This window comes from Flavobacterium sp. KACC 22763, from assembly GCF_028736155.1.
GTDB lineage: Bacteria > Bacteroidota > Bacteroidia > Flavobacteriales > Flavobacteriaceae > Flavobacterium.
On the sequence record NZ_CP117879.1, the window covers coordinates 5,180,003 to 5,194,322 of the forward strand.

Genomic DNA, 14,320 nt, shown 5'->3' on the forward strand with positions numbered 1-14,320 from the left:
AGAGTTACACTAAGTAGACACAGAGTTTCACAGAGTGTTTATAAATCTTTTTATATTGTTTTTTAATATTTTTGAATCAAAGTTTATGAGCAATCCTAAAGGATAATTTCCAAGTTTAAGATATGTTAGTATTTGTGCAAAATGTACATCTGTAAAAGCCTCAACAGTTTTTAATTCGATAACAATTTTATTTTCAATCAGCAAATCTATTCTATATCCGTGATCTAATTTTATGTCTTTATAAATTATTGGTAAAGCTTTTTGTTTTTCAACAATTAAACCTGAATTCATAATTTCATAATACAAACATTCTTGATAAGCAGATTCTAATAAACCTGGATCCAGCTGTTTGTGAACTTCAATTGCTAAACCAATAATTTTATACGAAATAGCATCTAGTTCATCCTGTGAGACTAAATTTTGAGAATACATTTTTTAAAGGCGTATAAATAATTTTTTGTGAATCTTGGCGTATATCTCTGTGAATCTCGGTGGAATACCTTACAGCACTAATGGAACTTGTCTGAATTCGTCTTCTTCGTTGCTTTCGATTCCTAAAGCTTTGTAGATATATTGGAAAGTCGATAATAATTCAGGTTTTCCATCGATTAAAGCTACATCGTGCTCGAAATGCGCACTAGGTTTTCCGTCAGCAGTTAAGATTGTCCAGCCGTCTTTAAGTTGTTTGATGTTTCTAGTTCCCATGTTGATCATAGGTTCGATTGCTACAACCATTCCTTCGACAAAAAGTTTTCCACGTCCGCGTTTTCCGTAGTTTGGCATCTCTGGTTCTTCGTGCATTTTTTGTCCAACACCATGTCCAACCAATTCACGAACTACTCCGTAACCGTGAGCTTCAGTATATTTTTGAATTGCATTTCCAACATCTTCAACGCGATTTCCAGCTTTAAATTCTCTAATTCCAACGTAAAGAGATTCTTTAGTTACGCGCAAAAGTTTTTTAACTTCTGGTGCAACTTCTCCAATTTCGAAACTGTACGCGTGATCGCCATGGAAACCATTTTTAAAAGCACCACAGTCAACCGAAATAACATCACCGTTTTTAAGAGGAACATTATTAGGAATACCGTGAACAACCTGAGCATTTGGACTCATGCAAAGTGAATTCGGGAAATCGTACAATCCAAGGAAACTTGGAACTGCACCGTGATCACGAATAAATTCTTCGGCCAATTTGTCAAGATATAATGTAGTTACTCCTTCTTTTATTTCAGAAGCAATCATTCCTAATGTTTTTGATACGATTAAAGCACTTTCGCGCATTAATTCTATTTCCTCTCTAGTTTTTTGGATAATCATATTTTTTCCATTTTCAGTTGGCAAAAGTACAATATTTTATCTAAATTTTTTAGCCACGAATTCTCGAATTATCTCAAAACAAAAATTAAAAAAAGATATTACACAAATGAATTAATTAAATTTTAAAGAAAATTCGTGAATTCGTGGCTATCAAAACAATCAATAGAGTTAAAGCGTTTCAGAAAAAAGCCATAAATTAGTAGTGAAAATGTTTGTAATTATGGAAATTTCAACTGATCAAGATATAGCTAAAGTAAAGGCATTAAAGAAAATGAAAGCAACAGCTTTGTCGCTTTTGGGTTTTGCTGTGCTTCTTTTTATAATTGCCATTTACTTCAAAATTCCAATGCTTCAGGCTTTTAGCGAGGCAGCAATGGTTGGAGGAATAGCCGATTGGTTTGCTGTTGTGGCGCTATTTCGCCATCCAATGGGAATTCCGATTTGGCATACGGCTATTATTCCGACTAAGAAAAATGAAATAGGAGAGAACCTAGGGAATTTTGTTTCTGAAGAATTTCTTGATCGAGAAAAATTAGAAGTAAAATTGGACGAATTTAATTTTGCAACCAAAGCTTCAGATTGGCTTTCGAAGGAAGAAAATGCCAATAAAATTGCCAATGCAGTAGTTGTAAATATTATCCCAGGAATTTTAAGAACAATAAAAGATGAAGATGTCAGAAGATTTATTCAGGTTCAGTTTAAGGAAAAAATTGAGGCAATAAATTTTGGTGATTGGGTGGCATTGGCATTAGAACCTTTGCAAAAAGGGAATTTAAAAAATCAGATGCTGACAAATCTTTTGGAAGTTATGAGTACTGAGTTAACGAACAATAAAGATTTAATTAGGCAAAAAGTAAAAGCTTCAACCCCGCTTTTAAGTTTTGGGTTGGTCGATAAAAGTATCACAGAAGGTGTTTTTAATGGTTTGCAGGATTTTTTGAATGAAGCGAAAAAGCCAGAAAGTGCGGTGCGTTTAAAAATTGACGAATACATTTTTAATTTCTTGGAAAAGGTAAAAAACTCTGAAGAAATGAGAGTTAAAATCAATGATATGATTTTAGGTTTTGTTGGAAAAAAAGAGGTTCAGGATTATATCAATAGCATTTGGGATGAAATTAAATTGTCCATTACAAACGATTTAAATAAAGGCGATGATTCTTCGATAAAAAAAAGCATTTCAAATTTAATTCAGACTTTCGGAAACGGAATCAAGGAAGATCCTGTTATGATTGACAAAATAAATGGTTTTATTAAAAATGATTTGCTTTCAATGCTTTTGAATAACAAAAAAGTAATTGGAGATTTGATTTCGTCGACCGTAAAAAGCTGGGATGGAAAAGAGGTTTCTGAAAAATTAGAATTAGAAATAGGTAAAGATCTTCAATATATCAGGATTAACGGGACTTTGGTTGGAGGTGTAATTGGGCTTGTGATTTATGGCGTTGAGCAACTTTATCATTTTGTTTTTTGAACCATATAAGTGATATAAGGAAATATAAATGAGCATTGCTTAATTTAAGAAGCAAAAATCATATAAGATAAAAGCTGAATTAAGCTTTGCATTCTAGTATAAAATAGTTCTCGCAAAGTCGCAGAGACGCAAAGTTTTATAAATTTCTTTGCGACTTAGCGTCTTTGCGAGATTTTTTTAAGTTCTATTTAATGAACTTATATAACTTATATGGTGAAAATTATAGAAGTGAATGACAAGTCATTGCATTCGGCTGTTGCACGCCCATTAATTCTAAAATAGTAGGGGCAATGTCGCCTAAAACACCATCTTGAATGTTTTTCAATTCTTTGTCAACCAAAATAATCGGCACTGGGTTTGTTGTGTGTGCAGTATTTGGAGACCCGTCAGGATTGATCATCGTTTCGCAGTTTCCATGATCGGCAATTACAATTGTAGTGTAATTGTTAGCAAGAGCTGCTTCGATAACTTGTTTTGCACAAGCGTCAACCGCTTCACAAGCTTTAATTGCAGCTTCCATAATTCCGGTGTGACCAACCATGTCTCCGTTTGCAAAGTTTAAACAAACGAAATCTACTTCACCTTTATTTAATTCAGGAACAAGAGCATCTGCCAATTCGTAAGCGCTCATTTCAGGTTTTAAATCATAAGTTGCCACTTTTGGAGAGTTTCTTAAAATTCTTGATTCGCCTTCAAAAGGAGTTTCTCTACCTCCCGAGAAGAAGAAAGTTACGTGCGGATATTTCTCAGTCTCCGCAATTCTGATTTGTTTTTTGCCTGCTTTTTCTAAAACCTCACCAAGCGTTTCAGTGATATTATCTTTATTGTAAACCACTTTTACGTTTTGGTACGTTTCGTCGTAGTTTGTCAATGTTACATAATAAAGGTTTAGTTTATGCATGTTTTGCTCGTGGAAATCTTGCTGAGAAAGAGCTTCTGTAAGTTCACGTCCTCTGTCTGTTCTAAAGTTGAAGAAAATTACAACATCACCTTCAACAATTGTAGCAAGAGGTTTTGCATTTTCATCAACAATTACAACTGGTTCGATAAACTCATCTGTTACATCTTTTGCGTAGCTGTCTAAAACACTTGCAACAGCGTTTGTTGATGGAGTTCCAACGCCGTTAACAAGAAGATCGTAAGCCAATTTTACGCGCTCCCAACGTTTATCACGATCCATCGCATAATAACGTCCAACAATAGAAGCGATTTTTACAGGAGTATCTTTAATATAATCTTCAAGATCATGAATATATTTTGCGCCAGATTTCGGGTCAACATCACGTCCGTCTGTAAAAGCGTGAACATAAACCTGATCTAAACCGTATTCTTGAGAAGCATCGATTAACCCGCGAAGGTGTGAAGTGTGTGAGTGAACACCACCATCAGAAACTAATCCTAAAAAGTGTACTTTTTTATTGTTGTCTTTAGCATAGGTAAAAGCATCAATTAAAACTTGCTCTTTTGCTAAAGTTTTGTGTTCTACAGCTAAATTTATTTTGGCTAAATCTTGGTAAACAATTCTTCCTGCGCCAAGATTCATGTGTCCAACTTCGCTATTTCCCATTTGCCCTTCCGGAAGACCAACGTTTAATCCGTCGGTTCTAAGCTGTGCGCTTGGGTAGTTTTTATAAAGACTGTTTATAAAAGGAACATTTGCATTGTCTATTGCAGATACTTTAGGGTCAGGAGATTTTCCCCAACCATCCAAAATCATAAGGATAACTTTTTTGTTCATTGCATTTTTGTTTTCTACAAATATAAGGCATTTCTAAAGTTTGAAACCTGAGAATTGTTACATTTATATTTAATAAAATGAACTACAAAAAAAAATATTGATTTAATTAAAGAAGCCTTTGTTTTTTAAAATTAATTCACGCTAAGCTCTCTTTTCGACTTTATTTTTGACGGCATTCTGGCTGATGAAACATTTTACACTTGTATAAATAGATGTTTTCATGCTTAATAATCATTCTTTTATAGAAATGACAGGTTTAATTTGTTCTGCTTGTTGCCGTTTACTATTCAAAATTTTTACTTTGTTTTTCTTTTTTTAAGAAAACGGTTAAAAAGGTTATGATTTTTAGCGTAAGATAAAATCTTACATAAAAAGCAAATTTGTGTTAATAATGTTAAAATTTAAGCAAAAAAGCCTTGAAAATCAGGCTCATATTTTGCAAGGTATGATTTTTTTATATTTTTGCGATACCCAAATTTTTGTTTAACCTAAAGAAATTCAATGATTTACAAAATTTATCCGTTATTTGTGTTTTTGCTATTGTCTTTTGGAAAAGATTCAAAAAACACAGCAGATCTTAAAAAAAACGCGACTGTAAAGACGATTGCTAAAGTCGAAAAAGTTACAGTAGATTCTAAAATCGAAAGCGTTTATAATTCATTAAATTCCAACAACTTTAAAATGCCTGAGCTTAAAACTTTCTCAGAAGCTTTAAAAGGATTTTATTTGTTGAAAGAAAGAGGCGTGATTAAGAAAAACATCTTAACACTGATTGATTTCAGTTTGTCATCAAACACAAAACGTTTGTGGGTGATTGATTTAACTAGCAATACTATTTTGTTTAATTCTCTTGTAGCTCACGGTAGAAATACTGGTGAAGAGTTTGCTTCAACATTTTCAAACCTTAATTCATCATTTAAAAGCAGTTTAGGTTTTTATGCGACTGGCGAAATTTATCAGGGAAAACATGGTGCTTCTTTGCGTTTAGATGGTTTAGAGAATGGCGTAAATGACAATGCTCGCGAAAGAGGTGTTGTAATGCATGGCGCAGACTACGTTTCTGAATCTTTCATTAGAGATCATAAAAGATTAGGCAGAAGCCAAGGCTGTCCAGCAGTTCCAGTTGAATTGACAAATGAGATTATCGAATTAATAAAAGACAAATCGTGTTTATATATCTACCATCCGTCAAGAAGTTTTGCGATGGAAGAGAGGCTAATTTCTTAATTGCGCATATAAATCCGAATCTAAATCATAAATATCAGCTCTGAAAATGAGCTGATTTTTTTTGCTCCAAGCTGTCCAATACCACTGATATAAAGCGTACTTTTTGGTAATCTTGAAGCTCATTGTTGTTTTGCTCGCAATAATAGTGTCAATTCTGTCTTGCGGCCAGTTCCCGTCAACATCCAATATATGTTGGGCAAGTTCCAGCGGATTTTCGACACGTACGCATCCAGAACTCATAGAACGGTTATTGCGGCCAAAAATATTTCGGTGATTGGTGTCGTGCAGATAAACACTATGATGATTTGGGAATAAAATTTTCATTAAGCCCAAAGAATTGTCATAACCAGGGCTTTGTACATAACGATAGTTGTTTGGTTTGTTTTCATTCCATGCCATAGGAGAAACTACCTTTCCGGCAGTATCGTAAATCGTAATATTCTTATTAGCCAAATAATTTCGGTTTCTTTTCATTGCAGGAACGACATCTTCTTTCAGAATCGTTGGCGGAACAGTCCAAGTCGGATTAAAAACAACCGTTTTTAAGAATGAAGTAATAATAGGTGTTTTTCTTTTGTTTGTTCCTACCACAATATTTCTAACCAAAGTGGTGTCTTTATTTTCAACAACATGTAAGCTGTAATCGGGAATATTGATAATAAAATAATTTTCAGCCAATTCTGACGGATACCATCTCCAACGCTCCAAATTGGCAATTATCTGTTTTTTTCTGTCTTCTTTAGAATAGTTTAAGGCACGAATAGTTCCTGCTCCAATAACTCCGTCTGAAGCTAAACCGTGCCTTTCTTGGAATCTTTTAACGGCTTCAAAAGTTTTGTGGTTGTAAATATTAGAAAGACTGTCTTTTCCTTCCATATCGTTCCAGTACAAAAGCCTTTTTTTAATGTTTGTTAAAGCAGGGTTAGTGTCGTTTAAAACGATTTTATCAGCAGATTCAATAGTTTTTACATTGTCATCTGGAAAAGTGTTAATGATTTCAAGGGCTTTTAGCAGTTCTTTATAGATTTGTGTTTTAGGCTGAATGTTTTCAACAATACTATCTAATTTGTTCTTGTTGAAACCTTTAATTAAAACAGAATTTACATCAAACTCTTTTTCATCCAAATCCCAATTGGTGTACAATTTTTTAGGGTCCAGTTTTCCTTTATATATATGGCTTAGATATTTCTCAAAATTATAAGTCAATAAAATATCATACGTAACCAAGTCTTTATCACTAAGTGAAGCTGCTTTGCTTTCGAATTTTTTTAGTTGGGAAATTTTATAATCTTCCGGATTTAAGCCTAATTCTTCTGATTTTTCTAATTGTGATAAAACAAAAGTTCTCTTTTTAAGATTGCCCCATACGGTTTGATTTTCAGATGCAACGTAAAATTGCTTTAAGGTTTCGCTTTTAAAAGTTCCTATTAATGCGGTGTCAATTTCGACAGTTCTCTCATCAGTAAGTATAATTGCCGGTGCCTTTTTTTTGATATTAGGTGCGGGTTTTGGGCTTTCTTTTTTACAGCCCATTAAAAAGCATATTACTACTAAAGAGTAAAGTATTCTCATTTTATAATTTTTTAAACATCAAATAATGTTCGCCAACATCTTTAATCTCAAATGCTTCGCCTAGTGGCTGATAGTTCATTTTTTGATAAAATCCGACAGCGGCAGTTCTGGCATTAAACCAAATCAAGTCGACTTTGCTATTCTTGCAATAGGCTTCACAATGTCTTACCAAAGCCTCGCCAATTCCTTTTTTCTGATGGGTTTCTAAAACAGCCATCCCTCGAATCTGTGCTTGATTTTGAGCGGCAAATATAGGATTGATTTTTTCAAATAATGAAATAATTCCTGTTAAATTTTCGCCTTCAAATAAGCCGAAATGATGAGTAGATTCTAGATCATCTCCTTCAAAGACGCAACTTTCTATAGGTTTTCCTTTTCTTAAAACAGGTTGACGAACAGCATAAGTCTCTTTTGATGGAATTTCTTTAATTGTAATCATGATTTTTTGAAAAAATATTGCTTTTATAACTTTTTAATTTTAAATAAGTTATAAAAAAATGTTGATTTTTATTGATTTTTTTTGCCCAAAAGCTTGTTTTGAACTGAACTTTCTTTCTATATTTGCACAACCAATGCGAAAGTAGCTCAGTTGGTAGAGCTCCAGCCTTCCAAGCTGGTTGTCGCGAGTTCGAGCCTCGTCTTTCGCTCTAAAAGTAAACACGTTTTACTTATGTGAAAATAAATTTTTTGATTTTTATTTTGTTTTAAAAATTAAATTTTTTAAGTTTGCACCCGATTAATGCGAAAGTAGCTCAGTTGGTAGAGCTCCAGCCTTCCAAGCTGGTTGTCGCGAGTTCGAGCCTCGTCTTTCGCTCTTCAAAAGCCTCAAACATTGTTTGAGGCTTTTTTGTTTTCGTGCTTTTTTGAACCATATAAGTGATGTAAGAAGATATAAGTTTTTTTATTTAGCCTTTTTAAATGAACTTACATCACTTATATGGTTAGAAAAATTATTTCAGATAACTTAAATCGCTTTCAGTTTCTAATTCCTGAGCTTCTTGGTTTTGTTGGAACAAACGAGCGGATAGATCTCCCTTTAAGGTAATTTTTTCTCCTTTAACTTCTAGCCAGCTTCCTTCTCTTAAGCCTAAAACTGGAATTGAATTAAATGCGTGAAATTCTTTAATTCTTGTTTCGCGAGTTTCTCCCATGTGTTTAGATTGTAAATCGGCATCTAGATAATGCGGATTTAAGTTGAAAGGAATTAATCCTAAAGTCTGAAAACTTGGAGGGTAAATAATAGGCATGTCGTTTGTTGTTTGCATTGACAAACCGCAGATATTGCTTCCTGCACTTGATCCTAGATATGGTGTGCCGTTTTTTACGGTTTCAGAAAGCAGCTGCATAATATTGTTTTTATAAAGTTGGGTAACCAATAAAAAAGTATTGCCTCCTCCTGTGAAGATTCCTTCAGCGTTTTTTATTGCGTCCTGCGGGTTTTCAAATTCATGAATTCCTTTGACGCTGATGTTGATTGTGTTAAAAGCTTCTGCGGCTTTTTTTGTATACTCGTCATGCGAAATTCCGCTTGGGCGAGCATAAGGAATAAATAAGATTGTTTTACAATTTTTAAAATGTGTTTTTAAAGTAGGTAAAATATATTCTAAGTAGTTGCCTCCGTGCAAAGTAGAAGTGCTTGCAATGATAATGCTTTTCATGATTTTTAAACTCAAATTTTGTTTGCTAAAGATAATTAAAACTCTGTTTTTCTTTGATTTTTTAATGTTTTAATTAACAAATTTTTACCAAGTTATTAATATTAAATTTGGAACGACTTAGGATATTTTTACCGTTTTAAGAATATTTTTAAATTATTTTATTTTGCTTCAGAAAATTACTTGTTTTTTAATTATTGTGGCGGGGCAGGCTTGCTGGTCACAAAGCCAAGATCGCTCTGTTTTTAGTGGTAAAGTGGTTTCAAATACTTCAGATTTGGAAGGCATACATGTAATCAATGCGCAAACAGAAGAAACTGTGACAACAAATGCTTTGGGATCTTTTTCGATTTCTGCAAAAGCAGATGATGTTCTGGTTTTTTCTTCAATAAGTTTTAAAGAAAAAAGAGTTTTATTGAAACAGGAAGATTTTTCAAATCTCAATTTTGCTGTCAATCTTACTATGATTATGTATCAATTGCAAGAGGTTATTGTAAAGAGATATGATAATATTAATGCTGAAAGTTTGGGAGTAATTCCTATAGGGCAGAAGAAATATACTGCAGCAGAACGTAAACTGCAAACAGCGACTGCCTTGAATGCGACTGCAAATGGGGGGGCAATGGCTGGAGGTTCGATTTCTGCAGATCCGTTACTAAATTTTTTCTCAGGTAGAACGGCTATGCTTAAGAAAGAAGTTGCAGTAGAAAAAAAGGAATTTTTTATGAGGCTTTTGGAAAATATGTTTACTCTGGAGCATTTTGTTGAAAGATTAAAAATCCCAGCAGATTATGTTAAAGGTTTTGAGTATTATGCTGTAGAGAATGAGAAATTTACTGTGATTTTGAATTCTAAAAATAAAACTTCTACGGAGTTTTTGCTTGGAGAGTTGGCTGTAAAGTATAAAGAAATGATTGCTGGTGAAAATAAATAGAGTTATATCGATTGTTGTTTTTCTTTTGGTTCAAATAAGTTTTGGGCAAAAAAGTGATATTAAGCTATTAATAGGGAAGGTGCAGGAGCAATCTACTCCTGTTGAGGGGGTAAATATTATAAACAATGCTACTCAGGCCGCAACAGTTTCGGATTCTGATGGCGGTTTTTCAATTGCGGTTAGAGAAGGAGATGTTTTGGTTTTTTCTGCGGTAAACTTAGATCCGGTTAAACATAGAATCACTGCGGAAGACATGAATACGGGCTTTTTGGTTGTAAAAATGACTGCTAAAGAAGTAGAGTTGAAAGAAGTGGTGGTGAATGAAAATGCAAATATAACTGCCGAAAATTTGGGAATTATTCCATACGGACAAAAAAAATATACGCCTGCTGAGCGAAAGGTTTATACCGCAACTTCAACATCAGTAGATAAGCTTTTAAATGCAATTTCGGGACGAACTGCGATGCTGAAAAAAGAAGTGAATATAGAGAAAAAAGAAGCTCTTTTTAGAAAACTCGAATATCTTTTTGAAGAGAATTATTATACGAATCGATTAAAGATTCCTGTAGATGATATAAGAGGATTTCAATTATTTTGTGTAGATGATACCGATTTTGCTGTATCTTTGAATACTAAAAACAAAACAATGAGTATGTTTTTAATCACAGATCTAGCAAGAAAATATCTAACAATTCTCGAAAATGAAAAATAAATTAGGAGTACTCGTTGTCTGCTTATTTTGTCAATTTGTATTAGGGCAAAACGGTTTTAGGAAACCATTACACGGTCAGGTTATCAATGATTTTTTAGCCATAGAAAGTGGTTATGTAATGAATGTTAATGCTAATGTCAGAACATTTATTGGAGCTGGCGGTTTATTTGATATAATGGCGCAGCCGAAAGACACCTTGCTGTTTTCAGGTCTGTCATTTCAATCAAAAAAAGTAGTTTTAACTGAAAAAGATTGTGCTGAAGTTCTTTTGAAAGTCAAATTGGATTTGGTTAATAATCAGCTTAAAGAAGTTGTGGTTCATAAAGAATTAAAGGTAAAAGCAATGCAAGGCGGTTCGCAGAAATATGTGGATATGCAGTTTGAAGATGATAAACAGTCTACGGCAAAAAACAACGCAATGCTTTCTGATCAGACTATAAAATACGGAACCGATTTTGTTCGAATCTTTAAAGATGTCAAAAAACTTTTAAGTAAAAAAGACGAAGTAAAAGAGGAAGAAGTTACAGATATTGCTTTTGTAGAATATGCTAAAGATAATTTTACAAAAGATTTTTATTCCAAAACGCTTAATCTTAAAGATGACGAAGTAGAGCTTTTCTTAATGTATTGCTCAAACGATCCGCATTCTAAAGAAATGGTAGATCCAGATCAGAAATTTCAGTTGATGGATTTTATGATCAATAAGAATAAAGAATTTAAGAAAGCTGAGGCTGTTCAAAAATGAAAAAAAAGTTAGTTTTCCCTTTGCTGGGAGTTTTGTTTGTATTGTCTTCAGCATTTGCATTTCATAAATTTTATGTTGGTGTTTTTCAGGTAAATTATGCCGCAGAAAAGAAAATGCTGCAAATTACTTCTCGCATTTTTATAGATGATTTGAATAATGCAATGGAGAAAAAGTATCACAAAAAGACATTTGTTGGTACAAGCAAAGAAACTCCCGCAGATGTTGAATTATTAAAAAAATATCTATCAGAACACTTTCTGATTAAAGTAAATGGGCAATCAAAAGCGATAACTTTTTTATCTAAAGAAATTGAAGCAGATGATGTTTTGGTGTGTTATTCCAGAATAAAGGATATTGATAAATTCAAAACGCTTGAAATTTCAAACACTATTTTGGTCGATTGGAATTCAGAACAGCAAAACATTACGCATATTTCAGCATTTGATACAAAAAGAAGTGTGCTTTTTACAGAATCTTCAAGGAAGGAATTGTTAAAATATTAAGGTATTGACAAAATTAATGTTTTAATTACTATTTTCACAGCCTAAAGAAATTACCATTAAATTTTTATGAAAAAACTTTCATTATTATTGCTTTTTCCTGCAATGTTAGTGGCGCAGGATAAACCAGTAACAGCTCCTGCCAAACAACAAGGAAAGTACGACACAAACAAGTTTAGCCAAATGTATGATTTGTTGGCAACACCAAACATGTTTCGTACAGCTTCTGGAGCTCCAGGACCAGCTTACTACCAACAACAGGCAGATTATAAAATCGATGTTGAATTGGATGATAAAAATTCAAAATTAAGCGGATCTGAAACCATTACCTATACAAATAACTCGCCAGATAGTTTGGAGTATTTATGGATTCAATTAGATCAAAATCAAGCAAAAGCAAATACGCAGACTTCATTGGCTGAAAGTGATAAAATCAATCAGGTTTTGCCTCTAGACGGTTTTTCTTCTAAATACTTGAAAAAAGATTTAGAGCGCGGTTTTAATATTGAACAAGTTAAAGACGCTAAAGGAAGCGCAATGTCTTATACGATCAACGAAACTATGATGCGTATAAATCTGACTTCACCTTTAAAACCTGGAGAAAAAATTTCTTTCTCAATAAAATGGTGGTATAATATTAATAATTATAGAAAAGAAGGCGGTCGTTCTGGATATGAATTATTCGAGAAAGACGGTAACAAACTATATGTAATCGCGCAATTCTACCCAAGAATGGCAGTTTATAATGATGTTGAAGGATGGCAGAACATGCAGTTCTGGGGAAGCGGAGAGTTTGCTCTTCCTTTTGGAAACTTTGATGTAAATATTACAGTTCCTGCAGATCATGTAATCGACGCAACTGGTGAATTAATGAACAGAAGCGAAGTGTTTACAGCTGAACAGGTAAAAAGATACGAACAAGCACAAAAATCATTTGATAAACCTGTTGTTATTGTAACGCAGGCAGAAGCAGAAGCAGCTGAAAAAGGTTTTTCTGAAAAGAAAAAAACTTGGAAATTTAGTGCTAAAAATGTTCGTGATTTCGGAATTGCTTCTTCAAGAAAATTCATTTACGATGCAATGGCTGTGAAAATTGGAAACAGAACTGTTATGGCAGAATCTGTTTATCCAAAAGAAGCAAACCCGCTTTGGGGAGAAACTTCTACAATGGTTGTGGCTCATACTTTAAAAAGCTATTCATCTCATACTTTTGATTATCCTTATCCAAAAGCAGTTTCTGTTTCTGCAGAAGATCAAGGTATGGAATATCCAATGATTTGTTGGAACTATGGCCGTCCTGATGAAAATGGCGTAACTAGCAAAGAAGTTAAAAACGGAATGATTGGTGTTATTATCCATGAAGTTGGACACACTTTCTTCCCGATGATTGTAAACTCAGACGAGCGTCAATGGACTTGGATGGATGAAGGATTGAATTCATTCTTAGAATATTTAGCAGAACAGGAATTAGATTCAAATTTCCCTTCAAGAAGAGGACCAGCAAAAAATATTGTTCCTTACATGAGTGGTGACCAGAAGTTTTTAGAGCCAATTATGTCAAACTCTGAAACTATTCACCAGTTTGGAAATAACGCTTACGGAAAACCAGCTACAGGTCTTAATATTTTGAGAGAAGTAGTTATGGGAAGAGAATTATTCGATCATGCATTCAGAACGTATGCAAACAGATGGAAGTTTAAACATCCAACCCCAGAAGATTTCTTTAGAACAATGGAGGATGCTTCAGCGGTAGATTTAGATTGGTTCTGGAGAGGTTGGTTTTACTCAACAGATTTTGTAGATATCGGAATTAAAGATGTAAAACAATATTACGTTTCAGATACTCCAACTGCAGATATTAAAGATGTAAAAGTTAGAAAAGGACGTTTTGGATACGAAAAAGGACCTTTTGTTTACTTAGTGTCTGGAGATAATGCAGAGGTAAGCGATTCTAAGAAAAAAGCTTTAAAAGTAGAAGATTTTAAACCTTTGGCAGATTACGTAGATCAGACTTTTACAGCTGAAGAAAAAGCGAGTATTAAATCTCCTAAGTATTTCTACGAAGTAGAATTCAATAAACCAGGCGGAATGATTATGCCTATTTTAGTTGAGATTACTTACGAAGATGGTTCTAAAGATAATTACAAATACCCAGCTCAAATCTGGAGAAAAAGTAATGATACGGCTAGAAAAGTTTATGCAACTACAAAAGCGATTAAGAGCATTCAAGTTGACCCTCAATTGCTAACAGCTGATATTGATGTAACCAATAACTCTTGGCCAAAAGTAGAGACAAAGTCAAAATTTGACTAAATAAATTGAAAATAAATAAAAAGCTCATCAAGTTTTATAAACCTGATGAGCTTTTTTCTTTTAATTAAATGTATTTTCAAGGACTTTTTAAGTTAATTTTAAAACTCTAAGCTGCAAAATTTAATATCTTTGC

Annotated in this window: 13 protein-coding genes and 2 tRNA genes; 9 read left to right on the top strand and 6 right to left on the bottom strand. The window is 33.5% G+C overall.

The window, feature by feature from the left end; genetic code table 11:
- Nucleotides 1–27 precede the first annotated feature (27 nt).
- The gene (locus PQ463_RS21805; protein ID WP_274255464.1) at nucleotides 28–432 is read right to left on the bottom strand and encodes a GxxExxY protein; all 405 of its coding nucleotides are present in this window, start codon (nucleotides 430–432) and stop codon (nucleotides 28–30) included.
- 69 nt (nucleotides 433–501) lie between these two features.
- Nucleotides 502–1,320 (bottom strand): type I methionyl aminopeptidase, encoded by an 819-nt coding sequence (gene map, locus PQ463_RS21810; protein WP_057117239.1) that lies wholly within the window; start codon nucleotides 1,318–1,320, stop codon nucleotides 502–504.
- A gap of 220 nt (nucleotides 1,321–1,540) precedes the next feature.
- On the opposite strand from map, the gene PQ463_RS21815 reads away from it, so the two are divergent.
- Entirely contained in the window at nucleotides 1,541–2,791 is a 1,251-nt protein-coding gene (locus tag PQ463_RS21815; protein ID WP_274255465.1) for a DUF445 domain-containing protein, read from the top strand.
- 220 nt (nucleotides 2,792–3,011) lie between these two features.
- Here PQ463_RS21815 and gpmI read toward each other — a convergent pair whose 3' ends face one another.
- Entirely contained in the window at nucleotides 3,012–4,529 is a 1,518-nt protein-coding gene (gene gpmI, locus PQ463_RS21820; protein WP_274255466.1) for a 2,3-bisphosphoglycerate-independent phosphoglycerate mutase, read from the bottom strand.
- Nucleotides 4,530–5,030: 501 nt separating this feature from the next.
- Between gpmI and PQ463_RS21825 the strand changes: the two genes are divergently transcribed.
- The gene (locus PQ463_RS21825) at nucleotides 5,031–5,756 is read left to right on the top strand and encodes a murein L,D-transpeptidase catalytic domain family protein (RefSeq protein WP_274255467.1); all 726 of its coding nucleotides are present in this window, start codon (nucleotides 5,031–5,033) and stop codon (nucleotides 5,754–5,756) included.
- Here the strand turns inward: PQ463_RS21825 and PQ463_RS21830 are convergent.
- Complete coding sequence (locus PQ463_RS21830; protein ID WP_274255468.1) at nucleotides 5,745–7,328, bottom strand: L,D-transpeptidase family protein; 1,584 nt, start codon at nucleotides 7,326–7,328, stop codon at nucleotides 5,745–5,747. The two genes, PQ463_RS21825 and PQ463_RS21830, sit on opposite strands and share 12 nt — an antisense overlap.
- 1 nt (nucleotide 7,329) lies before the next feature.
- Nucleotides 7,330–7,767: a GNAT family N-acetyltransferase gene (locus tag PQ463_RS21835; protein WP_274255469.1), complete on the bottom strand. Its 438-nt coding sequence runs from the start codon at nucleotides 7,765–7,767 to the stop codon at nucleotides 7,330–7,332.
- Between the two features lie 135 nt (nucleotides 7,768–7,902).
- Here PQ463_RS21835 and PQ463_RS21840 point away from each other — a divergent pair.
- Together PQ463_RS21840 and PQ463_RS21845 are read left to right on the top strand one after the other, a co-directional pair.
- A tRNA-Gly gene (locus tag PQ463_RS21840) sits at nucleotides 7,903–7,975 on the top strand.
- Nucleotides 7,976–8,069: 94 nt separating this feature from the next.
- A tRNA-Gly gene (locus PQ463_RS21845) sits at nucleotides 8,070–8,142 on the top strand.
- Nucleotides 8,143–8,278: 136 nt separating this feature from the next.
- Here the strand turns inward: PQ463_RS21845 and pepE are convergent.
- Nucleotides 8,279–8,986 carry a dipeptidase PepE gene (gene pepE, locus PQ463_RS21850; protein ID WP_274255471.1) on the bottom strand — a complete coding sequence of 236 codons (708 nt, stop codon included), beginning with the start codon at nucleotides 8,984–8,986 and terminating at the stop codon, nucleotides 8,279–8,281.
- A gap of 163 nt (nucleotides 8,987–9,149) precedes the next feature.
- On the opposite strand from pepE, the gene PQ463_RS21855 reads away from it, so the two are divergent.
- The 5 genes from PQ463_RS21855 (at nucleotide 9,150) to PQ463_RS21875 (ending at nucleotide 14,187) form a co-directional block, all read left to right on the top strand.
- Entirely contained in the window at nucleotides 9,150–9,917 is a 768-nt protein-coding gene (locus tag PQ463_RS21855) for a carboxypeptidase-like regulatory domain-containing protein (RefSeq protein WP_274255473.1), read from the top strand.
- The gene (locus tag PQ463_RS21860; protein WP_274255474.1) at nucleotides 9,904–10,629 is read left to right on the top strand and encodes a carboxypeptidase-like regulatory domain-containing protein; all 726 of its coding nucleotides are present in this window, start codon (nucleotides 9,904–9,906) and stop codon (nucleotides 10,627–10,629) included. Before PQ463_RS21855 ends, PQ463_RS21860 begins: the two co-directional genes overlap by 14 nt.
- The gene (bamP, locus tag PQ463_RS21865) at nucleotides 10,619–11,374 is read left to right on the top strand and encodes a BamP family beta-barrel-assembly machinery protein (protein ID WP_274255475.1); all 756 of its coding nucleotides are present in this window, start codon (nucleotides 10,619–10,621) and stop codon (nucleotides 11,372–11,374) included. The genes PQ463_RS21860 and bamP overlap by 11 nt, the downstream gene beginning before the upstream one ends.
- Nucleotides 11,371–11,877, top strand: a complete 507-nt coding sequence (locus tag PQ463_RS21870) for a DUF6702 family protein (RefSeq protein WP_274255476.1) — start codon at nucleotides 11,371–11,373, stop codon at nucleotides 11,875–11,877. The genes bamP and PQ463_RS21870 overlap by 4 nt, the downstream gene beginning before the upstream one ends.
- Before the next feature lie 66 nt (nucleotides 11,878–11,943).
- On the top strand, nucleotides 11,944–14,187 hold the full coding sequence (locus PQ463_RS21875) for a M1 family metallopeptidase (RefSeq protein ID WP_274255477.1): 2,244 nt from the start codon (nucleotides 11,944–11,946) through the stop codon (nucleotides 14,185–14,187).
- Nucleotides 14,188–14,320 lie beyond the last annotated feature (133 nt).